The organism is Massilia sp. LXY-6 (assembly GCF_051233485.1).
GTDB lineage: Bacteria > Pseudomonadota > Gammaproteobacteria > Burkholderiales > Burkholderiaceae_D > Telluria.
Genome location: NZ_JBKFGF010000001.1, coordinates 121,631 through 143,646 on the forward strand (window position 1 = coordinate 121,631; position 22,016 = coordinate 143,646).

Below are 22,016 nucleotides of genomic sequence, written 5' to 3' on the forward strand. Positions count from 1 at the left end.
GCTAGCAGAGTTGGCTGACGTGGCTTTAGTTCCGCTAATATTGCGACGGTCTACAGGGCGAGGATGTCGCGCCCGATCTCGCGGATCGAGCGCACGCCGGTGAGCACCATGTTGGTGCGCATGTCCTTCTCGAACAACTCGAACAGCCTGCGCACCCCGGCCTCGCCATGGGTGGCGAGCGCATAGACGAAAGCGCGGCCGAGCAGCACGCCATCGGCGCCGAGGCCGAGCATGCGGATGACGTCAGTGCCGGTGCGTACGCCGCCGTCGGCGAAAATCGTCAGCCCGCCCTTGACCGCGTCGGCAATCGCCGGCAGCGCGCGCGCCGAGGACAGTGCACCGTCCAGCTGGCGGCCGCCATGGTTGGAAACGACAATGCCGTCGGCGCCGAAGGATTTCGCATCGCGCGCATCCTGTGCTTCGAGGATGCCCTTGATCACCATCGGACCTTGCCACTCGTCGCGAATCCATTGCAGGTCGGACCAGCCGATACCCGGATCGAAATTGGCGGCCAGCCAGCCGATGTAGTCCTCGAGCCCGGTCGCATGGCCGCGGTAGGCCGAGATGTTGCCGAGGTCGTGCGGACGGCCGAGCAGGCCGACGTCCCAGGCCCAGCGCGGATGCATCATCGCCTGCCACATGCGGCGGCGCGGGCCGGACGCGCCGCTCATGCCGGAATGCGCGTCGCGGTAGCGCGCGCCCGGTACCGGCATGTCGACGGTGAAGACGAGCGTGGTCGCGCCGAGTTCGCGTGCACGCTGCAGCACATCGCGCATGAAGCCGCGGTCCTTCAGCACGTAGAGCTGGAACCAGATCGGCCGGTTCGAAGCGTGGGCCACTTCCTTGAGCGGGCATACCGAGACGGTCGACTGGATGAAGGGGACCTTGCGCGCGGCCGCCGCCCGGGCCGCCTGCACTTCACCGCGGCGCGCATACATGCCGGTCAGCCCGACCGGCGCCAGCGCGACCGGCAGGTCGTATTTCACACCGAACCATTCGGTCGACAGGTCCAGGTCCTCCGACCCCTTGAGCACGCGCTGGCGCAGCTTCACCTGCTGCAGGTCGTCGATGTTGGCACGCAGCGTCTGCTCGGCGCCGGCGCCGCCGTCGAGATAGTGGAACAGGAAGGGCGGAACCTTGCGGCGCGCAGCTTCGCGATAATCGGTAGCGGAAGAGATGATCATGTCTAAAGCTTAGTGAGGCACCATGCCTGTCAGAACATAGGCTTGCAGCAGCGTGATGAGGCCGATGAAGACGGCAAACAGCAGGCTGTGCTTGACCGTGAAGCGAAACAGTTCCGATTCCCGGCCGACCAGCCCGGTGGCGGCGCAGGCGACCGCGATCGATTGCGGCGAAATCATCTTGGCCGTCACGCCGCCCGTGGTGTTGGCCGTGACCAGCAAGGTGTCGGACACGTGGATCTGGTGGGCGGTCGTGCTTTGCAGCGAACAGAACAGCGCATTCGACGAGGTATCCGAACCGGTCAGGAACACGCCCAGCCAGCCCAGGAAAGGCGAGAAAAAGGGAAAGGCGGCGCCGGTGCCGGCCAGCAGCAGTGCCAGCGTGGACGACATGCCGGAGTAATTGGCGACAAAGGCGAATGCCAGCACCAGGCCGATCGACAGGATGGGGCGGCGCAGATCGAGCAGGGTCTCGCCGAAGGCGGCAATGGCGGCGCGCGGCTTCATGCGCAGCAGTGCCACCGAGATGATCGCGGTCAGCAGGATCGCGGTGCCGACGGCGGAGACCAGGTCGACCTTGAGCACGGCCTCGTAGGCTTTCGGCGTCGCGACGATCGGCGCGGTTTTCACGACCAGTTGATCGAGGAAGGGAATCTTGAACTTGAGGATGGTGCCGGCCAGCGCCCCTTTGCCTGCGAACAGGGCCTTGAACGGCGGCAGGCTCCACACGGTAACCACGGCGGTGAGGATGAAAAAGGGCGCCCAGGCGCGGAGGGTTTGCGCCGGCGAATACGGCGACGCCTTGCGGCTGCGCGGCCGGGCGCCGCTACCGCCAGGGAATCCGCCGAGGGCGGCGGTGCCGCCGCCGGCTGCGACCACCGGCGTGCCGGCCTTGGCGCCGGCGGGCTGCCATACCTTGAGGAAGACCGTCAGGGAGAACAGGCACACGAGCGCCGAGGTAATGTCCGGCAGCTCAGGGCCGATGAAGTTGGAGGTGAAATACTGCGTCACCGCAAAGCTGCCGCCGGTGACCAGCGCCGCCGGCCAGACTTCCCGGATGCCGCGCATGCCATCCATCATGAACACCAGCCAGAACGGCACCAGCAGCGACAGCAAGGGCAGCTGGCGGCCGGCCATGGCGCCGATATGCATCGGGTCGATGCCGGTGATCTGTCCCGCCACGATCATCGGAATGCCCATCGCGCCGAACGCGACCGGCGCGGTATTCGCGATCAGGCACAGGCCGGCGGCGTAGAGCGGATTGAAACCGAGCCCGACCAGCAGCGCGGACGTGATGGCCACCGGCGCGCCGAAGCCGGCCGCGCCTTCCAGGAAGGCACCGAAGGCAAAGCCGATCAGCAACAGTTGCAGGCGCTGGTCATCGGTGATCGACAGGATCGAGGCACGGATGATGTCGAGCTGTCCGGTCTTGTCCACGATCTTGTAGAGGAACACGGCCGTGACGATGATCCAGGCGATCGGCCACAGGCCGTAGGCAAAACCGTAGCCGGCCGCCGCCAGCGCCTGCGGCACCGGCATGCCATAGGCGAAGATTGCCACGCCGATGGCCAGCAGCAGGGTAATCGCCGCAGCTACATGCCCCTTGATGCGCAGGGCAGCCAGGGCGATGAAGAAGAAGATGATGGGAATGGCAGCCGCCAGGGCGGATAGCCACAGGCTGCCGAGTGGTGAATAAATTTGGTTCCATGCTTGGTGCACGCCGGTCTCCTCGATAGGAATTGATTTGTAACTTCTAATTTTTGCGTTTTATTCTTGTTGTCCGCATAATTCCAGCATCTGCAGCGCACGACAAACTGGTTGGACCAGTTCGCATTTGCATGCAAAATAGACAATGAATAGTGGGGAGCACATGCAGGGACGCGTCGAGGAAATCGTGCGCCGGTTGGAGATGGCAATGCTGGACGGAAACTTCCAGGCCAATGCGCGGCTCCCTTCCGAACGGGTGCTGGCAGAGCAGTACGGCGTATCGCGCAACACCGTGCGCGAGGCGATCCAGCGGCTGGCCGCGCGCGGCCTGGTGCGCAGCCGTAGCGGTTCGGGCGCCTTCGTGACCGATCAGCTGCGCACCAGCAGCGCCTCGCCGTGGGGCCAGCTGGTCGCCGATCATCCGGCCGTGCGCGACGACATCCTGGAGTTTCGCCGGGTGCTGGAAGGCGCGACCGCGTATTTCGCTGCACTGCGCGGCAATACGGCGGACCACGAACGCATCCGCGAGCTGCTGGGCCAGCTGGAGTCTGCCCGCCGCGCCGGCGACAAGGCCGTCGAGGCGAGCATGGATTCCAAGCTGCATGAGGCGATTGCGCTGGCATCGCACAACACCATGTTCCTGCACTTGCATAGCAGTATCCTGAACATGCTGCGCGAGCACATCACGATCAATAACGCCAGCCTGCGCGAACTGGACGAAGATGTTTCCGAGCAACTGCTGTCGCAGCACCGTTGCGTATGCGAAGCGATCTGTGAACGCCGTCCCGAAGAAGCGCGTACTGCCATGCAGAGCCATATCGACTTCGTGCGCAGCCGCATTGCACAGGACGCCGGATAGACCGGGAATTGGTCCAACCAGTGGCTTTTACGGCGGCTTCGGCGCCGCCTGCTGCTTCTCCTGCCAGGCGCAATGCTGCGAAGAGGCGAGGCCTTTCAGGAAAGCCCGCCGCACCGACCCGGCCGTGAGGCTGGCGGCCACATGCTTCGAATGCCGCTCCGCACCGCTGAGTTTGCGTACCCAGCTGCGGAACGGGATCAGGCCCTCGGCCGTCCTTTGCACCGCGCCGACCGCCTGGTCTTCGGCGACGTCGGACGCCTTGTCCGCCAGCGATTCCTTGGTCTCCACCGCCGGTGCGTCGTAGTCGGGGCCGAGCGCTTCGTCGAGTTCGCGGATCTCGCGCGCGATGGCGGCACAGCTGCGGCCGGCCGGCATCCGGTAGGGGTTGTCCTTGGCTTTCTCGAGCACGGCCGGGATCTCTTCCTTGCTGATGCCGAGGTCCTTGAGCGGGGCGGCGGCGGCGCTGCCCATCCGGGACACCGTCTTCGAGGCGCAGCCGCCCAGCACCAGGAGGGTAGCTGCCAGCATGAGCTTGGTGGCGGGATGCATGTGTGTCAGGCGGCTTCGGCCGCTCCGCCCACCAGGATAGCGCCGTCCTCGACCCGTGCGCGGATCAGGCAGTCGCGCCCGGTCGCACGGCCCTGGCGCACGCTCAGGCCGCGGCCCAGCGCCACGGCCAGCGCGCCCGCGGCCACGCCGGTCGCGCTGTCTTCCAGGGCCGGATCGAGGTGGTTGAAGTTGCGGCCCTCGACCGTCCCCGCGTCCAGCCGGCAGTAGACATAGAAACCGTTCACGCCGTGTTCCTTGCCCCAGGCCGTGATGCCGGCCAGGTCGGGCGCCAGGCCGTACAAGGTGGCCGCATCGCGCACCTCGACCAGCAGCTTGGGGCTGCCGACCGAGGCCACGCGCGGCGCCCACGCCAGGGCCAGGCCGGGCGCGTCCAGCAGGGCCGCCACCTGTTCCGCGTCGACCTGAATGTGCGGCGCCGGCTGCGGCGCCAGCTTCACGAAATAGTCGTCGCCTTCGCGCGACAGCAGCAGGCGCTGCCCCTTCATGGCCGTGCGCACGGCGATCGTGTCGCCAGCGTGGGTGCGCGCGAACAGCACCGCCGCCACCGCCAGCGTCGCGTGCAGGCACAGCGGGCTGCGCATGTGCGGATAGAAGTAATCGACTTCGCCATCCTTTGACAGGAAAACGCAGGTCGTATTTTGTTCGGCGGCGAAGGCCTGGCGCGCGGCCGCGTCCATGCCGTCGCCTTCGATCACCAGCGCCGGGTTGCCGTCTCCAGGCTTCGCCCCGAAGCATTTCAATGTTTGTACGTGCATGTTTCGCTTGCGGAAGTCGTCAGTTATACTGTGTTTTTGTACAGGTGCGACCTGAAAAGTCGCTGTTTCAACCGTCCTGCTTCCTGGAAGAAAGGATGACAGGACCTGCTGTTCTGCCAGCAGTAGCCTACCTGAACGTGCATGGCTGGTAACGGCCGGGTGCGAAGCTTCAGGGACAAGGTACCGCGGTCGAAAGACCTAAATCATACCGCGAGGTATGAGGACCTCTGCGAGCATCACGCGGAGAGCTGGGCCTGGCTCGAATGGAAGATGGTTAACGAAAGTGAACCTTTGCAAGCGTCGCGAGCAAACAGTCCAGCCAAAGATGCTGAAAGGCTGAGGGCAAAAGCTATGGGATCTGGTGTCTCCCGTCTGGCTAGGGAGCACGCAGACGACAACGGTCCCCGGCGTAAAGAAGGAACCTGGCCATTCTGTTGAAACAACGGAACAGGGTAAGCCCGTCTATCTGCCCTCGGGCAGGTGGACCGTGAGGAACACTGTTGGATGGGCGGGTAAAGGAGGCTGGAGAAAGCAAAGGCCGGGCTGTAATGGTCCGGATATGGATGCAGGGTCACACCGGAGTCATCCAGCGCGAAAGCGGGCAGACTTCCAGCTGGTTTCTCGTCACGAAAGCGTTTGCATAATCTTCGAAGGCAGGAAGGCAAATGAGCGGGCAGTCGACGTGTGCGCTTGCCGACATGACGACACCTTGGCACGGTATCGATTGGGCCGAGGCGTACAGGCATGTCAGGAGAATGCAGACCCGTATCGTGAAGGCGACTCAGGAAAAGCGCTGGAACAAGGTGAAAGCCTTGCAAAGGCTGCTGACCAGCTCGTTTTACGGCAAAGCCTTGGCCGTACGGCGGGTGACTGAAAACCAGGGCAAACGCACGCCCGGAGTAGACGGCGCAACATGGTCGACTCCGGCAACCAAGATGGACGCGGTGTATTCGTTGAAGAGGCGGGGGTATCAAGCTTTGCCGCTCAAACGGATATACGTCCCGAAGAGTAACGGCAAAATGCGGCCCCTGAGCATCCCGACGATGCGGGACCGGGCCATGCAAGCCTTGTACTTGCTGGCGCTGGATCCTGTATCCGAAACGATCTCCGATGAGCAATCGTATGGGTTCCGCAAGGCTCGCTCCACCCATGATGCGATCGCGCAGTGCTACTTGAACGCGCGCTATCACGGTAATCCGAACGACAGAGGAGCACGTCGTTCGGCGGAGTGGATTTTCGAAGCGGATATTCAAGGCTGCTTCGATAACATCGACCATGACTGGTTGCTCGCACATGTCCCGATGGACGCGAGCATATTAAGGAAATGGTTGAAAGCCGGTTACTTGGAAAGGAACGTATTCGCACCGACGCAGAAAGGAACGCCGCAAGGCGGGATCATCAGCCCGGTGCTGGCGAACTTTGCGCTGAATGGGTTGGAACAGGCTCTCAGGGATGCACTCGGGAGCAAGGAGCAATGCAAGAAGGCGAAAGTGAACCTCGTACGTTACGCGGATGACTTCGTTATTACGGGTGCAAGCAGAGAGTTATTGGAAGAGCGGATCAGGCCGGCGGTGGAAAAGTTCCTTGCTGGCCGGGGTCTGTCGCTTTCCCCAGAAAAGACGAAGATCAGCCACATTACGGAGGGGTATGACTTCCTGGGGCAAAACATCAGGCGATACAACAGCAAGCTGTTGATCAAGCCATCCAGGAAGAACGTCAAGGCTTTCCTGCAGAAGGTGCGGGGTCTTGTAAAGGAGCTATGTGCGGCGCCACAGTTGAAAGTCATCGAGGTGTTGAACCCGGTGATCGATGGCTGGGCAAGGTATCACCGTCATGTGGTTTCGAAGCATACGTTTTCGAATGTGGACAACCAGATTTGGTACTGCTTGTGGAAATGGGCAAAACGCCGGCATCCGAACAAAATCAACAACTGGATAAAAGAGCGGTATTTCCATCGGATCGGAGAAAGAAGTTGGATGTTTGCAGTCCGAGTCGGTGGCATGTCCGAGGAAGGCGAGTTTGCGTATCGGGTGTTGAGACACGCGGCAAAACTTCCGATAGAGCGTCATCAGAAGATCAAGGCGGATGCGAATCCCTACGATCCTGCATGGGAAGAATACTTCGAGAAGCGCGCAGTCTGGCGCATGGAGCAATCGACCCAGGGCAGAAAAAGAATCGCTGACCTGTGGATGTCTCAGCATGGTCGATGCCTTGTATGTCACGAGCTATTAGAAGTCGGCGACATGCACGTGCATCACATCATCGAGCGCTGCAAGGGCGGCAAAGAGATAGCGTCCAACGAGGTCCTGTTGCATGACACTTGCCATAAGCAGGTGCATAGCCAGGGAATCAAGTTGGAGAAACCGGGTCCGGTAAAACGGGCCTTTGTAGAAACTTGAGCCGTATGCCGGGAAACTGGCACGTACGGTTCTGAGGGGGCGGGGCTGTGGAAACACAGCTCTGCTACCCGACTATTGTCTTTAGTTAAAACAATTGTAGACCTATTTGCCGAGACGATGCCACCCGAGCCGCCACCATCCCAGTCGCCTGCGCAGCAGGGCCTGCACCTGGGCTTGCCCCAGTATGCGGAACTGTTCTGCCTGTCGAACTTTTCCTTCCTGCAGGGCGCTTCGCACGCGGAGGAACTGGTGGCGCGGGCCGTGCAACTGGGCTATGCGGCGCTGGCGCTCACCGACGAGTGTTCATTGGCCGGCGTGGTGCGCGCGCACGCGGAGGCGAAGCAGGCCAGGCTGCCGCTCATTATCGGCGCCCATTTCCACCTGGAGCATCCGGACGGCAGTCGGGCGCTCTCGCTGGTGCTGCTGGCGCAGAACCGCAACGGCTACGGCAACCTGTCCGAGCTGATCACGCTCGGGCGCACCCGCAGCGGGAAGGGCAGCTACCTGCTGCGTCCCGCCGACCTGGAGAATGGCATGCCGGACTGCCTGGCGATCCTGCTGCCCGCGTATCCGGGCCACGACCAGGCCGGGGTCGACCGCCTGCATGCCCAGGCGGCGTGGCTGGCGCTGAGCTTCCCGGGCCGCGCCTGGATCGGCCTGAACCTGCTGCACCGCGCCTTCGACGATGCCCACCGCGCCAGCGTCGAGGAAGTCGGCTGGCAGCACGGCCTGCCGATCGTCGCGGTCGGCCACGTGCTCATGCACGTGCGCTCGCGTAAGCCGCTGCAGGACACCCTGAATGCGACGCGGATCGGCAAGCCGGTCGCCGAATGCGGCTACCAGTTGGCCCAGAACGCCGAGCAGCACCTGCGCTCGCGGGTGCGGCTGGCGAACATCTATCCGCGCGCGGCGCTCCAGGAGACCATCCGTGTCGCCAGCCGGTGCACCTTTTCGCTGGACGAGCTGCGCTACGAATATCCGGACGAGGTGGTCCCGCCCGGCCACACGGCCGCCAGCTACCTGCGCAGCGAGACCTATATCGGCGCGCACCGGCGCTTCCGCGACGGCATCCCGGCCAAGGTGCAGGCGCAGATCGAGCACGAGCTGGGCTTGATTTCCGAGATGCGCTACGAGCACTACTTCCTGACCGTGTACGACATCGTCCGCTTCGCCCGTTCCCGGCACATCCTCTGCCAGGGCCGCGGCTCGGCCGCCAACTCGGCGGTGTGCTACTGCCTCGGCATCACCGAGGTCGACCCAAGCAGGGCCAGCTTATTGTTCGAGCGCTTCATCTCGAAGGAGCGCAACGAGCCGCCCGACATCGACGTCGACTTCGAGCACCAGCGCCGCGAAGAGGTCATCCAGTACATCTACCGGAAATACGGCCGTACCAGGGCGGCGCTGGCGGCGGTGGTGATCAGCTACCGCCCCAAGAGCGCGCTGCGCGACAGCGGGCGCGCGCTCGGCATCGACCTCGCCATCGTCGAGAAGGTGTGCAAGCAGCACCACTGGTTCGACAGCAAGGCCGACCTCCTGGCGCGGCTGGCCGAGAGCGGCCTCGATCCGGACGCGCCGCTGTCGCAGCAATGGGCATCGCTGGCGCAGCGTCTGCTCGGCTTCCCGCGCCACCTGTCCCAGCATCCGGGCGGCTTCGTGATGGCGCGCGGTAAGCTCTCGCGCCTGGTGCCGATCGAGAACGCGACGATGGCGGAGCGCAGCGTGATCCAGTGGGACAAGGACGATCTCGAAGAGCTGGGCCTGATGAAGGTCGACGTGCTGGCGCTGGGCATGCTGTCGATGCTGCGGCGGGCACTCCACCTGGTCGGCCAGCGCCACGGCGACGTCTTCGAGCTGCAGGACATCCCGGCGGACGACCCGGCCACCTACCGCATGATCCGCGCGGCGGATACCGTGGGCGTATTCCAGATCGAGTCGCGCGCCCAGATGAGCATGCTGCCGCGGATGAAGCCGCGCGCGTTCTACGACCTCGTGATCCAGGTGGCGATCGTGCGTCCCGGGCCGATCCAGGGCGGCATGGTGCATCCCTACCTGAAGCGGCGCGAGGATCCGCGCCTGGTGACGTATCCGAGCCCGGACATGAAGGTGGCGCTGGAACGTACGCTCGGGGTGCCGATCTTCCAGGAGCAGGTGATGCAGGTGGCGATCCTGGCGGCCGGCTTCACGCCGGGCGAGGCCGACCAGCTGCGCCGCGCGATGGCGGCCTGGAAGAGAAAAGGGGGACTCGAAAAATATTACGAGCGTATCGTCGGCGGCATGCTCCAGAAGGGCTACGACATCGGCTTCGCCGAGCAGATCTTCAGCCAGATCCAGGGCTTCGGTGAATACGGTTTCCCGGAATCGCACGCGGCCAGCTTCGCGCTGCTGGCCTATGCCAGCTCCTGGCTGAAATGCCACGAGCCGGCGGCGTTCCTGTGCGCGCTGTTGAACAGCCAGCCGATGGGCTTCTACAGCCCTTCGCAGCTGGTGCAGGATGCGCGCCGCCACGGCATCGAGGTGCGCCCGGTGGACGTGACGGTCAGCGGCTGGGAGTCGGCATTGGAGGAACTGGACGCTCAGTCAGGCGATAGCCAGCCGGCGGTGCGCCTGGGCCTGCACATGCTGCGCGGGATGGCGCAGGACGCCGCCGAACGCATCGAACTGGCGCGCGCGATCCGGCCCTTCGTCGACGTGGCCGACCTGGCGCGGCGCGCCAGCCTGGAGCGTCGTGAGCTGCAGGTGCTGGCCGGCGGGAATGCGCTCGAGCTGCTTGCCGGGCACCGCCGCCAGGCGCTGTGGCAGGCGGTGGGCGCGGTGCCGGACAAGGACCTGCTGCGCCCCGCCGGCCTCGAAGAACAGACCCCCATCCTGGCCGCGCCCAGCGAAGGGCAGGAGATCGTCGGCGACTACCGCGCCCAAGGGCTCACGCTGGGCCGCCATCCGCTCGCGCTGCTGCGGCCGCAGCTGCTGGCGAAGCGCTTCCTGCCGGCCGAGGTGCTGATGGATTTCCAGGACGGCCAGCTGGCGCGCGCCTGCGGCATCGTCACCGTGCGCCAGCGTCCGGGCACGGCCAAGGGCGTGCTGTTCCTGACCATCGAGGACGAAACCGGGAACGTCAACGTGATCGTGTGGGCCAGCCTGGTCGAACAGCAGCGCCGCGAAGTGCTGAATGCGCATCTGCTGGGCGTGTATGGGATCTGGCAGAGGGAGGGGGAGGTGAGGCACCTGGTGGCCAAGCGCCTGGTGGATATGTCGCACCTGCTGGGGGGACTTGATACGCGGAGCAGGGATTTTTGTTAGCGCCGCCGTCGTTCCCGCGAAGGCGGGAACGACGGTCAAAACATTAAAACTCTTCCCAGTCCGCTTCCACCGCCTGCTTCGCGCGCTTGGCCGGCTTGGCCGCGGCCACCTTCGCCACCGGCTTTGCGGCGCGCGGCAGGGCAGGGCGGGCCGGGGCGGCCTTGACAGGTGCCGCCGCTGCCTTGGCTACACCGAGCTCGTGCGCGCGGTCCAGCTTGAACACGCTGACCACGTCGGCCAGCTTGGCGGCCTGGTCCTGCATCGACGTCGCGGCGGCCGCCGCTTCTTCGACCAGGGCCGCGTTCTGCTGGGTCACGTGGTCCATCTGGATGATGGCGCTGTTGACCTGCTCGATGCCGCCGGTCTGTTCCTGGCTGGCGCTGGTGATCTCGGCCATGATGTCGGTCACGCGGCGGATGCTGCCCACCACTTCTTCCATCGTCGCGCCGGCCCGGTCGACCAGCCTGGTGCCGGCGTCGACGTTGGCCACCGAGGCGGTGATCAGTTCCTTGATTTCCTTGGCCGCGGCCGCCGAGCGCTGCGCCAGGTTGCGCACTTCCGAGGCCACGACCGCGAAGCCGCGGCCCTGTTCGCCGGCGCGCGCCGCTTCGACGGCGGCGTTCAGCGCCAGGATATTGGTCTGGAAGGCGATGCCGTCGATCACGCCGATGATGTCGGCGATGCGCTGCGAGCTGTCGTTGATCGCACTCATGGTGGTGATCACTTCGCCGACCACTGCGCCGCCCTGGGTCGCCACTTCCGACGCGGCGATGGCGAGCTGGTTGGCCTGGCGGGCATTGTCGGCGTTCTGGCGCACGGTGGTGGTCAGCTCTTCCATCGAGGCCGCCGTCTCTTCCAGCGCGCCGGCCTGTTGTTCGGTGCGGCTCGAGAGGTCGAGGTTGCCGGCGCTGATCTCGCGCGAGGCGGTGGCGATGGTATCGGTGCCGCCGCGGACCTGGCCGACGATGCCCACCAGGCTGTCGTTCATGTGGCGCAAGGCGCGCAGCAGGGCGCCGGTTTCGTCCTTCGTGGAGGCGACGATGTCGCGGGTCAGGTCGCCGCTCGCCACGGTTTCGGCCACCGCCACCGCATCGCGGATCGGCAGCACGATGCCGCGGGTGAGCACCCAGGAGATCGCGCCGCCGAGCGCGAGCGAGCAGGCGCACAGGATCACGATCAGGTTCGTAGCGCTGTCGGCGTTGCCGTCGATGCCGTTGGCGGTGGCGTCCATGCTGCTGCGCTGCATGGTGACCAGTTCCTGGAGCAGGTCCTGGTACTTCTGCGCCGCCGGCGTGAATTCCTTGTCGAGGATGCGTGCCGCTTCTTCGGCGTTGCCGTCGGCCTTGGCCTTGACGGTGCCGTCGCGTGAGGCACTGTACACCTTGCGCTGTTCGAGGATCTTCGCAAACAGCTCCTTTTCCGGACCGCTGGCCGCGATCAGCGGTTCGATCTGCTTGAGCAGCTCGGCGGCTTTCTTCACCGAGGCGGCCGCGTCTTCCTTGAAGTAGGCGCCCAGCGACGGATCGGCGCTCTTGGCGATGGCCGCCGTGCGGCGGATCGACGCGAAATTCAGGGTGTACCAGTCGGTGATCAGGCGCTCTTTCGCGAGCGGCACGGCCATCATGGCCTTGGTCGCGTCGGCCACCTCGGCCATGCGCCAGGCGCCGACGGCGGAAATGACCACCGTCATCGCGAGAATGACGGCAAAACCGAGTCCGAGGCGTTTGCCGATCTTGATGTTTGCAACGAATCCCATCGAATTTCCTTTGTGCAGCCAGAAAAAACTGGATTGTACGTGGGGACAATTGCCCAAAGGAATCAAAAAATGCTAAATAGAAATATTTTTGCAACATTTTGTAGGTATTATCCGACATACATACAGGAGAATTGTTAAATTGAACATTGTTGCAAATGGAGTGATCTGTTAGGCTGAAAAAAGGAGCATGCCATCCGCGCCTGCTTTTTTCTCACCCAAACAACGTGAAACTCCTCCCCATGAAACCCTCCAGCATTCTCCGCAACACCCTGTTCCTGGCCGGTATCATCGGCGGCGCCGCCAGCGCGGCATCGCTGCCTGCGCCGTTCACCGAGCAGCTCAACGCCAACTATCCGGCGATCGAGACCCTGTACCAGGACCTGCACCGCAATCCGGAACTCGGTTTCGACGAACACAAGACCGCCGCCAAGCTGGCGGAACTCGCCAAGAAGCTGGGCTTCGAAGTCACCACCGGCGTCGGCGGCACCGGCGTGGTCGCGATCATGAAGAACGGCCCCGGCCCGACCGTGATGCTGCGCACCGAGATGGACGCGCTGCCGGTCCAGGAAAAGACCAGCCTGCCGTTCGCCAGCAAGGCCACCGGCAAGAACGCCGCCGGCGAACCCACGCCGGTGATGCACGCTTGCGGCCACGACCTGCACATGTCGGCCTGGTACGGCACCGCCAAGCTGATGGCCGAGAACCGCAAGGCCTGGAGCGGCACCCTGATGCTGGTCGGCCAGCCGTCCGAAGAGACCGTGCGCGGCGCCGAGGCGATGCTGAAGGACGGCCTGTTCAAGCGCTTCCCGAAGCCTGACTACGCGCTGTCCTTCCACGACGATGCCAGCGGCCCGTCCGGCACGGTCATGTACCACGCCGGTCCGTTCCGCGCTTCGTCCGACGTCGTCAACATCACCGTCTTCGGCCAGGGCGGCCACGGCGCCGTGCCGCACGAAACCCGCGACCCGATCGTGATCGCCGCACGCCTCGTGCTTGCGCTTCAAACTCTTGTTTCGCGCGAAAACAATCCGCTCGACCCGGTGGTCATCACCATCGGCAGCATCCAGGGCGGCACCCAGGCCAACATCATCCCGGACCAGGTCAAGCTGTCGCTGTCGGTGCGTACCTTCAAGCCGGAAGTGCGCCAGCGCGTGCTGGCCAGCATCGCGCGCGAAGCCAAGGGCGAGGCGCTGGCCGCCGGCGCGCCGAAGGAGCCGCTGGTCGAAGTCAAGCCGGGCACTGATTCGGTCTACAACGATCCCGAGCTGGTCGATCGCATGGTCAAGGCCGTGCAGGGCGCGGTCGGTCCCGAGTTCGTGAAGGAAATGCCGGCCAAGATGACGTCGGAAGACTTCTCGCAGTACGGCCAGCAGCCGGGCGTGAAGGCGATCCTGCTGCACGTCGGCGCGGTCGACGCGGGCCGCCTGGCCGCCGCCAAGAAGGCCGGCCAGCCGCTGCCGGGCACCCACTCGCCGCAATGGGCGCCGGACTTCAAGCCAACCGTGACCAACACCATCAAGGCCGAGACCGCGATCCTGCTGGACCTGATGGCGCCGAAGAAGTAAGCAACCGGATCGATCCCGCGAAGGCGAGAACCCGCAGCGGCAACAGCTAGCTGAGACCTTGTCCCTGTCCTGTCTTGCGCGATTTTGTGGAACAAGCTAACAGGCCCCAAAAGTTGGAGACAACTTTTGGGGCCTGTTCATGTCAGGGGCATTGCCTTGACCATTCCAACGCGATGCGTAGAGCGCTTATCGGTTAGCTGATTTGTTGCGTCGGAATCCAAGCGCCGCGCCCAGAAGTCCAATTCCAAGGAGTGCAAGGGAACCCGGTTCCGGCACTGCAGTAACGTTCAAGGAATCGATGTACGCGCCTTCGCCGGTTTTGTCGACACTTACCCAGAAACGAAGATCGATCATGGAGTTATCTGCCAATTGGCCGAGGCTAAACGATGCGGGGGCAAAGTTACCAGGGCCGCCCAGCGAAATGGAAGCAATGTTCGTGAAAACCGTGTCCGAAGTTTTCTTCCACGAGACCTTCAGAAAGTCAGTCTGATCGGAGGCGGTCAGCGGCGACCACAGGAAGTTGACTTGAACGTCATGGTAACCCGAGGCATCGATAGTATGAGTCGCTGCGGAATTCGGGCTCTTGAGTTCAAGCGTATTGTTAACGATCCTGACGTTCGAGTTCTGATTTTCTGTTTCAGTCCAGCCATTACCAACGAGGTTGCGGTTCTGGCCATCGAAATTATCCTGGAAAATCGTGACGGGACTGGCGATTGCCAACGGCATGGCAAGGAGCAGTGCAACTGCTGGGATAGCGCGACGGATAGATGGGTACATATAGTTGGCCCTAGTTTTGGTTATTTAACAGGTTTTTAAACTTCAATTCCTAATAAGCAAAACTTGTGCCAATTATGTAACTAATTGTTTTTAGGAAAAAAATTATTTTGACATTGTCTAAGATGTAAGATTTTTCGACAACTCGTCAACCAACGAAGCGGGCGGCAAACCAGTTCCGGGTACTCGAGCGAAGGACCTGCGGTTTGTGGCGGCTCGCTTGGTGAGGGCAACGTCCGCTTACTTCGACGGGGTGCGTTCTTCGAGTAGAGTCGATCCACTCGTCCTCGGTCCGGTCCGGGCCCTGCGGGCGCCCGGCCGCAATACCGGATCCGCAGCCGGCAAGGAGCAGCTGTCGGCGGCGAGCGCGGATGCCGCGATGGAGAAGGGGAGCAGGGCCGCAAGGATCGTGCGTGCGCACAGCGCACAGCGCCCGGCGGCTCATGCCGGCTGCGTGCCGTAGTAGTGATGCACCGCGCCGACCCATTCGAGGTCGGCCATGTCCGGCCAGTGGTCGGTATCGAAACCGGGAGCGCCGTCGATGCGCTCCTTCGGGATGTCCATCGTGAAGCGCTTGTGCTGCGGGTCGAGGGCCAGGGCTTGCCAGGGCACCGCGAACAGCTTTTCGCCCAGCCCGAGGAAGCGGCTGGACGACATCACGGCATAGGCGATGGCGCCGGTGCGCATGTCCACCATGAATTCCTTGATGACGCCCAGGTGTTCGTTCTGCAGGTTATGGACATGGTCGCCGATCAGGGTGTTCGTGCCCATCAGTTCAGGGCCCGGTCCCTTGCCATGCTTGTTCTTGTACATGCCGTAGTCGTCTCGTTCCTCGTAGGACATTTGCGCCTCCAGTATTCGGAAGCGCAAGGATAACCCGAGTCCGGCGAAATTCCGTTCGCGACTGTACCGGCCCGCATCTCTCCTCAGTAGGAGCGCGGCGCAGCCAGCGCCCTGCCGGCGCGCGCGGCCGGCAGCGGGGCGGCCTGGCCGGCCACATTGAACAGGCCGACCACCTGGGCCAGCTTGCCGGCCTGCTCCTGCAGCGAGCCGGCCGCGGCGGCCGACTGCTCGACCAGCGCCGCGTTGTGCTGGGTCGAGGAATCCATGTCGGCGATCGCCTGGTTGACCTGCTCGATGCCGGTACGCTGCTCGGCGCTGGCGCTGGTGATCTCGGCCATGATGTCGGTCACCTTGCGGATGCTGTCGACCACCTGTTCCATGGTGGCGCCGGCCTGGTCGACCAGCTTGCTGCCGCTGTCGACCTTGTCGACCGAATCCACGATCAGGACCTTGATCTCCTTGGCCGCGGCGGCCGAGCGCTGGGCCAGGGTGCGCACTTCGCTGGCCACGACCGCGAAGCCGCGGCCTTGCTCGCCGGCGCGCGCCGCCTCGACGGCGGCGTTCAGGGCCAGGATGTTGGTCTGGAAGGCAATGCCGTCGATGACGCCGATGATGTCGGCGATCTTGCGCGAGGCTTCGTTGATGGCGCCCATCGTGGCGACCACCTGGTTCACCACGGCGCCGCCCTGGGTCGCCACTTCCGAGGCGGTAATCGACAGCTGGTTGGCCTGGCGCGCGTTGTCGGCGTTCTGGCGCACGGTGCTCGTCAGCTCTTCGACCGCGGCCGCGGTCTCCTCGAGCGAACCGGCCTGCTGCTCGGTACGCGAAGACAGGTCGAGGTTGCCGGCCGAGATTTCCGACGAGGCGGTGGCGATGGTATCGGTGCCGGTGCGCACCTGGGTGACGATCGCCAGCAGGCTGTCGTTCATGTGGCGCAGTGCGCGCAGCAGGGCCCCGGTTTCGTCCCTGGCGTCCGATTCGATGCGCTGGGTCAGGTCGCCGGCGGCCACCTGCTCGGCCACGCCGACCGCCTGGCGGATCGGACGCACGATGGCGGCCGTGAGCGCCCACGAGCAGAGGGCGCCGAGCACGAGCGCGGCGATGGCCAGTATGCCGATCATGCGCACGCCGTCCTTGTTATTGGCCTTGATGTCGGCGGCGATGGCGTCGATGTGCTGCTGCTGGATCTTGACCAGGTCGGCCAGCGCGCTTTCGTAGGCGTCGGCGGCCGGCACGTATTCCTGGGTCAGGGTCCGGTCGGCGCCGTCGGCATCGCCCGCGGCGCGCAGCTTGATCGCCTTGTCCTTGGCCGCGGTGTAGGCCTTGCGCAGCGCGCTGATGTGATCGAACAGGGCATGTTCCTTGTCGCCTTCGAGCAGGGGTTCGATTTGCTTGATCAGCTCGGTGGTGCGGCCAGCCGTCTTGCTGCCGTCGGCCTTGAAGAATTCGACCAGGCTGGGGTCGCTGCTCTTGACGATGGCGGCGGTTCGGCGCACTGCAGCAAAGGTCTGGGTATGCCATTCGGTGATCAGGCGCTCTTTCGCCAGCGGCGCGGCCATCATGTCGCTGGTGGCGTCGGCCACCGCATCCAGGCGCCAGATGCCGGCGCCGGCAATCAGGACGGTCAGCGCCAGCACCAGGGAAAATCCGGCGCCGAGGCGCTTTCCGATATTTATGTTGTTAAAGAAACTCACTGCACATCCTCGGTTATTTATTTGCGGAAATTTTACCTGCTTCAAGGTTACAAAAAGCTTTCGACAGCCGGCAGTGATGCTGCTTTGCAACACGTGACAGGAAGCAGCTCGAGCAAAGGCGTGGCTTTGCGCGTGTTGCCAAGTTGTATTGAAGAAGCATTTGCGGGTTTTAAGGTATAATTTCTATTTCCCGCGCGTGCCGTTCGGCACCTTCTGCACAATGACCAAATTCGTATTCGTCACTGGCGGCGTCGTGTCTTCCCTGGGTAAAGGGATCGCGGCCGCTTCCCTCGCCGCGATCCTCGAATCGCGCGGTCTCAAAGTCACCATGCTCAAGCTGGACCCGTATATCAACGTGGACCCGGGCACGATGAGCCCGACCCAGCACGGCGAAGTCTTTGTCACCGACGATGGCGCCGAGACCGACCTCGACCTCGGCCACTACGAGCGCTTCATCAGCACCCGCATGCGCAAGGTGAACAACTTCACCACCGGCCAGATCTATGAATCGGTGATCCGCAAGGAACGCCGCGGCGAGTACCTCGGCAAGACCGTGCAGGTGATCCCGCACATCACCAACGAGATCCAGGACTACATCCGCCGCGGCGCCGAAGGCGTGGACGTGGCGCTGGTCGAGATCGGCGGCACCGTCGGCGACATTGAATCGCTGCCCTTCCTGGAAGCTGCGCGCCAGCTGTCGCTGCGCCTGGGCCGCAAGTCGACCGCCTTCGTGCACCTGACCCTGGTGCCCTGGATCGCCTCGGCCGGCGAACTGAAGACCAAGCCTACCCAGCACTCGGTGCAAAAGCTGCGCGAGATCGGCATTTCGCCGAACGCGCTGCTGTGCCGTGCCGACCGCCGCATTCCGGACGACGAGCGCGCCAAGATCTCGCTGTTCGCCAACGTCGAAGAGCAGGCCGTGATCTCGGTATGGGACGTCGACACCATCTACAAGGTCCCGCAGGTGCTGCGCGACCAGGGCCTGGACGACATCATCCTGGAAGCGCTGGGCATCGACGCGCCGCCGGCCGACCTGTCGATGTGGACGAAACTGATCCACACGCTGGAGAACCCGAAGCACGAAGTGACCATCGGCATGGTCGGCAAGTACGTCGACCTGATCGAGTCCTATAAATCGCTGACCGAGGCGCTGCGCCACGCCGGCATCCACACCGAAAGCCGCGTCAACATCGAGTACATCGACTCGGAAGAGATCGAGACCACCGGTTGCGCCCACCTGGCCAAGTATGACGCCATCCTGGTGCCGGGCGGCTTCGGCAAGCGCGGCGTGGAGGGCAAGATCATGGCTGCCCGCTATGCCCGCGAAAACGGCATCCCCTACCTCGGCATCTGCCTGGGCATGCAGGTCGCGCTGATCGAATACGCGCGCCACATGGCCGGCCTGCCGAACGCGAATTCGACCGAGTTCGATCCGGAAACCGACCAGCCGGTCGTGGCCCTGATCACCGAGTGGCAGAACCACGACGGCAAGGTCGAGCAGCGCGACACGAATTCCGACCTGGGCGGCACCATGCGCCTGGGCGCCCAGACCTGCGCGGTGAACCCGGGCACGCTGGCCGCCGAAATCTACGGCAACGTCGTGACCGAGCGCCACCGTCACCGCTACGAAGCGAACAATTACTACCTGCCGAAGGTCGAAGCCGCCGGCCTGGTGGTGTCGGCCCGCACCCCGAACGAAGACCTGTGCGAGATCATGGAGCTGCCGCGCAGCGTGCACCCATGGTACATCGGCGTCCAGTTCCACCCGGAGTTCAAGTCGACTCCGCGTAACGGCCATCCGCTGTTCACCTCGTTCATCAAGGCGGCCTTGTCCCACCAGGCCGGCAACACCAATCAGCAGGCGGCGGAGCAGCGCGCGCCGGCCCTGCAAGGAGATGCAGCATGAAGCTTTGCGGATTCGAAGTCGGCCTCGACCAGCCGATCTTCCTGATTGCCGGCACCTGCGTGATCGAATCGCGCCAGATGGCGATGGACGTCGCCGGGCAGCTCAAGGAAATCACCTCGGCGCTCGGCATCCCGTACATCTATAAATCGTCGTTCGACAAGGCCAACCGCTCGTCGGGCAAGTCGTTCCGCGGCCCGGGCATGGACAAGGGCCTGGAGATCCTGGCCGACGTGCGCAAGGAAATCGGCGTGCCGGTCCTGACCGACGTCCACACCGAGGAAGAGATCCCGGTCGTGGCCAGCGTCGTCGACGTGCTGCAGACCCCGGCCTTCCTGTGCCGCCAGACCGATTTCATCAACGCCGTCGCGCGTTCGGGCAAGCCGGTCAACATCAAGAAGGGCCAGTTCCTGGCGCCGGGCGACATGAAGAACGTGATCGACAAGGCGCGCGCCGCGGCTGCGGAAGTGGGCCTGCCGGACCAGTTCATGGCCTGCGAACGCGGCGTCTCGTTCGGCTACAACAACCTGGTGTCGGACATGCGCTCGCTCGCCATCATGCGCGAATCGAACTGCCCGATCGTGTTCGATGCGACCCACTCGGTGCAGCTGCCGGGCGGCCAGGGCACCTCGTCCGGCGGCCAGCGCGAGCACGTGCCGGTGCTGGCGCGCGCCGCCGTGGCAGCCGGCGTGTCCGGCCTGTTCATGGAAACGCACCCGGACCCGGCCTGCGCACTGTCGGACGGCCCGAACGCGGTGCCGCTGGGGCGCATGAAGGAGCTCTTGAGCACGCTGGTCGAGATCGACCGTATCGTCAAGAAGGCTGGATTCATCGAGTCGAACTTCAAATAAACAGCTCGTCGTTCCCGCGGAGGCGGGAACCCAAGTTTCGTTGGTCTACCACGAACTTGGACCCCCGCCTGCGCGGGGGCGACGATGAGGCACCTGCGGCTAAGTGCCTCGTTACCGATTTCTTACTTTCTGGAGACTGAAAAACCATGAGTGCTATCGTTGATATCATCGGCCGCGAAATCATTGACTCGCGCGGCAATCCGACCGTCGAGTGCGATGTGCTGCTGGAATCGGGCGTGATGGGCCGCGCCGCCGTGCCGTCGGGCGCATCGACCGGTTCGCGCGAAGCGATCGAACTGCGCGACGGCGATCCGAAGCGTTACTTCGGCAAGGGCGTGCTGCAGGCCTGCGAGAACATCAACACCGAGATCAGCGAAGCCATCATGGGCCTGGACGCCAACGAACAGGCATTCCTGGACCGCACCCTGATCGACCTGGACGGCACCGAGAACAAGAGCCGCCTGGGCGCGAACGCGATGCTGGCCGTCTCCATGGCCGTGGCCAAGGCAGCCGCCGAGGAAGCCGGCCTGCCGCTGTACCGCTACTTCGGCGGTTCGGGCGCGATGCAGATGCCGGTGCCGATGATGAACGTCATCAACGGCGGCGCCCACGCCGACAACAACCTGGACATCCAGGAATTCATGATCATCCCAGTCGGCGCGCCTTCGTTCAAGGAAGCCATCCGCTACGGCGCCGAGGTGTTCCACACCCTGAAGAAGATCCTGCACAGCAAGGGCCTGAGCACCGCCGTCGGCGACGAAGGCGGCTTCGCCCCGTCGGTCGCCAACCATGAGGAAGCCATCAAGCTGATCATGCAGGCGATCGAACAGGCCGGCTTTGACGCGGGCACCCAGATCGCGATCGGCCTGGATTGCGCCGCCAGCGAGTTCTACAAGGACGGCAAGTACGTGCTGGAAGGCGAGGGCCTGAACCTGTCGGCCCAGGACTTCACCAACATGCTGTCGACCTGGTGCGACAAGTACCCGATCATCTCGATCGAGGACGCGATGGCCGAAGGCGACTGGGACGGCTGGGCGACCCTGACCGCCGCGCTGGGCAAGCGCGTGCAGCTGGTGGGCGACGACCTGTTCGTCACCAACACCAAGATCCTGAAAGAGGGCATCCAGAAGGGCGTCGCCAACTCGATCCTCATCAAGATCAACCAGATCGGCACCCTGACCGAGACCTTCGCCGCCATCGAGATGGCCAAGCGCGCCGGCTACACCGCCGTGATCTCGCACCGCTCGGGCGAAACCGAAGACTCGACCATCGCCGACATCGCGGTCGGCCTGAACGCCCTGCAGATCAAGACCGGCTCGATGTCGCGTTCGGACCGCATGGCCAAGTACAACCAGCTGCTGCGCATCGAGGAAGACCTGGGCGACATCGCCAGCTACCCGGGCCGCGACGCGTTCTACAACCTGAAGTAATTTAGCAGCAAGCTGGCCGGCGTGACGTCGGCCAGCCGTCATTTCCTGTCCAGCCGATGCGCCTCATCACCCTTGCCCTTGCCGCCTTGCTGCTGCTGATCCAGTACCCCTTGTGGCTGGGGAAAGGGGGCTGGCTGGCCGTCGCCGACCTCGAAAGCCAGCTCGCCGGCAGCCGCGCGCGTACCGAGCAGCTGAAGGCGCGCAACGCCAAGCTCGATTCCGAAGTGCGCGACCTGAAGGACGGCACCGAAGCCGTCGAGGAACGTGCCCGCTACGAACTCGGCATGATCAAGCAGAACGAGATCTTTGTGCAGGTGCTGCGCAAGGACGAGAAGCCGGCGGTCATGATGACCCCGCCGCCGCCGCCGCGCGAACCGAAGAACGCGAAGGGCGGCAAGGCCCAGAAGCCGCCCGAAGACTGACAAGCGCCTC

The 22,016-nt window shown here is 64.0% G+C and carries 16 protein-coding genes; 8 read left to right on the forward strand and 8 right to left on the reverse strand.

Annotated features, from left to right (window positions below):
- Positions 1-50: 50 nt before the first annotated feature.
- Both lldD and ACI48D_RS00535 read right to left on the reverse strand, forming a co-directional pair.
- Complete coding sequence (gene lldD / locus ACI48D_RS00530; RefSeq protein WP_435569247.1) at positions 51-1,184, reverse strand: FMN-dependent L-lactate dehydrogenase LldD; 1,134 nt, start codon at positions 1,182-1,184, stop codon at positions 51-53.
- A gap of 9 nt (positions 1,185-1,193) precedes the next feature.
- On the reverse strand, positions 1,194-2,900 hold the full coding sequence (locus ACI48D_RS00535) for a lactate permease LctP family transporter (protein ID WP_435569248.1): 1,707 nt from the start codon (positions 2,898-2,900) through the stop codon (positions 1,194-1,196).
- A gap of 151 nt (positions 2,901-3,051) precedes the next feature.
- Here ACI48D_RS00535 and ACI48D_RS00540 point away from each other — a divergent pair, with 151 nt between their 5' ends.
- Entirely contained in the window at positions 3,052-3,747 is a 696-nt protein-coding gene (locus ACI48D_RS00540; RefSeq protein ID WP_435569249.1) for a FadR/GntR family transcriptional regulator, read from the forward strand.
- 27 nt (positions 3,748-3,774) lie between these two features.
- Here ACI48D_RS00540 and ACI48D_RS00545 read toward each other — a convergent pair whose 3' ends face one another.
- Both ACI48D_RS00545 and ACI48D_RS00550 read right to left on the reverse strand, forming a co-directional pair.
- Positions 3,775-4,296, reverse strand: a complete 522-nt coding sequence (locus tag ACI48D_RS00545) for a hypothetical protein (protein ID WP_435569250.1) — start codon at positions 4,294-4,296, stop codon at positions 3,775-3,777.
- Positions 4,297-4,301: 5 nt separating this feature from the next.
- A complete protein-coding gene (locus ACI48D_RS00550) occupies positions 4,302-5,072 on the reverse strand; it encodes a PhzF family phenazine biosynthesis protein (protein ID WP_435569251.1) in 771 nt (256 codons plus the stop codon).
- 665 nt (positions 5,073-5,737) lie between these two features.
- Here ACI48D_RS00550 and ltrA point away from each other — a divergent pair.
- Positions 5,738-7,471 (forward strand): group II intron reverse transcriptase/maturase, encoded by a 1,734-nt coding sequence (gene ltrA / locus ACI48D_RS00555; RefSeq protein ID WP_435569252.1) that lies wholly within the window; start codon positions 5,738-5,740, stop codon positions 7,469-7,471.
- A gap of 117 nt (positions 7,472-7,588) precedes the next feature.
- Complete coding sequence (locus ACI48D_RS00560; protein ID WP_435569253.1) at positions 7,589-10,768, forward strand: error-prone DNA polymerase; 3,180 nt, start codon at positions 7,589-7,591, stop codon at positions 10,766-10,768.
- 43 nt (positions 10,769-10,811) lie between these two features.
- Here ACI48D_RS00560 and ACI48D_RS00565 read toward each other — a convergent pair whose 3' ends face one another.
- Positions 10,812-12,524, reverse strand: a complete 1,713-nt coding sequence (locus tag ACI48D_RS00565; RefSeq protein WP_435569254.1) for a methyl-accepting chemotaxis protein — start codon at positions 12,522-12,524, stop codon at positions 10,812-10,814.
- 239 nt (positions 12,525-12,763) lie between these two features.
- Between ACI48D_RS00565 and ACI48D_RS00570 the strand changes: the two genes are divergently transcribed.
- On the forward strand, positions 12,764-14,089 hold the full coding sequence (locus tag ACI48D_RS00570) for an amidohydrolase (protein WP_435569255.1): 1,326 nt from the start codon (positions 12,764-12,766) through the stop codon (positions 14,087-14,089).
- A 186-nt stretch (positions 14,090-14,275) separates the two neighbouring features.
- Here ACI48D_RS00570 and ACI48D_RS00575 read toward each other — a convergent pair whose 3' ends face one another.
- The 3 genes from ACI48D_RS00575 to ACI48D_RS00585 all read right to left on the reverse strand — a co-directional run bounded on the left by ACI48D_RS00575 (position 14,276) and on the right by ACI48D_RS00585 (position 17,400).
- A complete protein-coding gene (locus ACI48D_RS00575) occupies positions 14,276-14,866 on the reverse strand; it encodes a PEP-CTERM sorting domain-containing protein (RefSeq protein WP_435569256.1) in 591 nt (196 codons plus the stop codon).
- A 438-nt stretch (positions 14,867-15,304) separates the two neighbouring features.
- Positions 15,305-15,706, reverse strand: a complete 402-nt coding sequence (locus ACI48D_RS00580; RefSeq protein ID WP_435569257.1) for a PRC-barrel domain-containing protein — start codon at positions 15,704-15,706, stop codon at positions 15,305-15,307.
- 83 nt (positions 15,707-15,789) lie between these two features.
- The gene (locus tag ACI48D_RS00585; protein WP_435569258.1) at positions 15,790-17,400 is read right to left on the reverse strand and encodes a methyl-accepting chemotaxis protein; all 1,611 of its coding nucleotides are present in this window, start codon (positions 17,398-17,400) and stop codon (positions 15,790-15,792) included.
- 220 nt (positions 17,401-17,620) lie between these two features.
- Here ACI48D_RS00585 and ACI48D_RS00590 point away from each other — a divergent pair, with 220 nt between their 5' ends.
- The 4 genes from ACI48D_RS00590 to ftsB all read left to right on the forward strand — a co-directional run bounded on the left by ACI48D_RS00590 (position 17,621) and on the right by ftsB (position 22,006).
- Positions 17,621-19,306 carry a CTP synthase gene (locus tag ACI48D_RS00590; RefSeq protein ID WP_435569259.1) on the forward strand — a complete coding sequence of 562 codons (1,686 nt, stop codon included), beginning with the start codon at positions 17,621-17,623 and terminating at the stop codon, positions 19,304-19,306.
- Positions 19,303-20,154 carry a 3-deoxy-8-phosphooctulonate synthase gene (kdsA, locus tag ACI48D_RS00595; RefSeq protein WP_435569260.1) on the forward strand — a complete coding sequence of 284 codons (852 nt, stop codon included), beginning with the start codon at positions 19,303-19,305 and terminating at the stop codon, positions 20,152-20,154. The genes ACI48D_RS00590 and kdsA overlap by 4 nt, the downstream gene beginning before the upstream one ends.
- Positions 20,155-20,300: 146 nt before the next feature.
- Positions 20,301-21,584 (forward strand): phosphopyruvate hydratase, encoded by a 1,284-nt coding sequence (gene eno, locus ACI48D_RS00600; RefSeq protein ID WP_435569261.1) that lies wholly within the window; start codon positions 20,301-20,303, stop codon positions 21,582-21,584.
- Positions 21,585-21,640: 56 nt separating this feature from the next.
- Positions 21,641-22,006, forward strand: coding sequence for a cell division protein FtsB (ftsB, locus tag ACI48D_RS00605; RefSeq protein ID WP_435569262.1), 366 nt, complete (start codon positions 21,641-21,643; stop codon positions 22,004-22,006).
- Positions 22,007-22,016 lie beyond the last annotated feature (10 nt).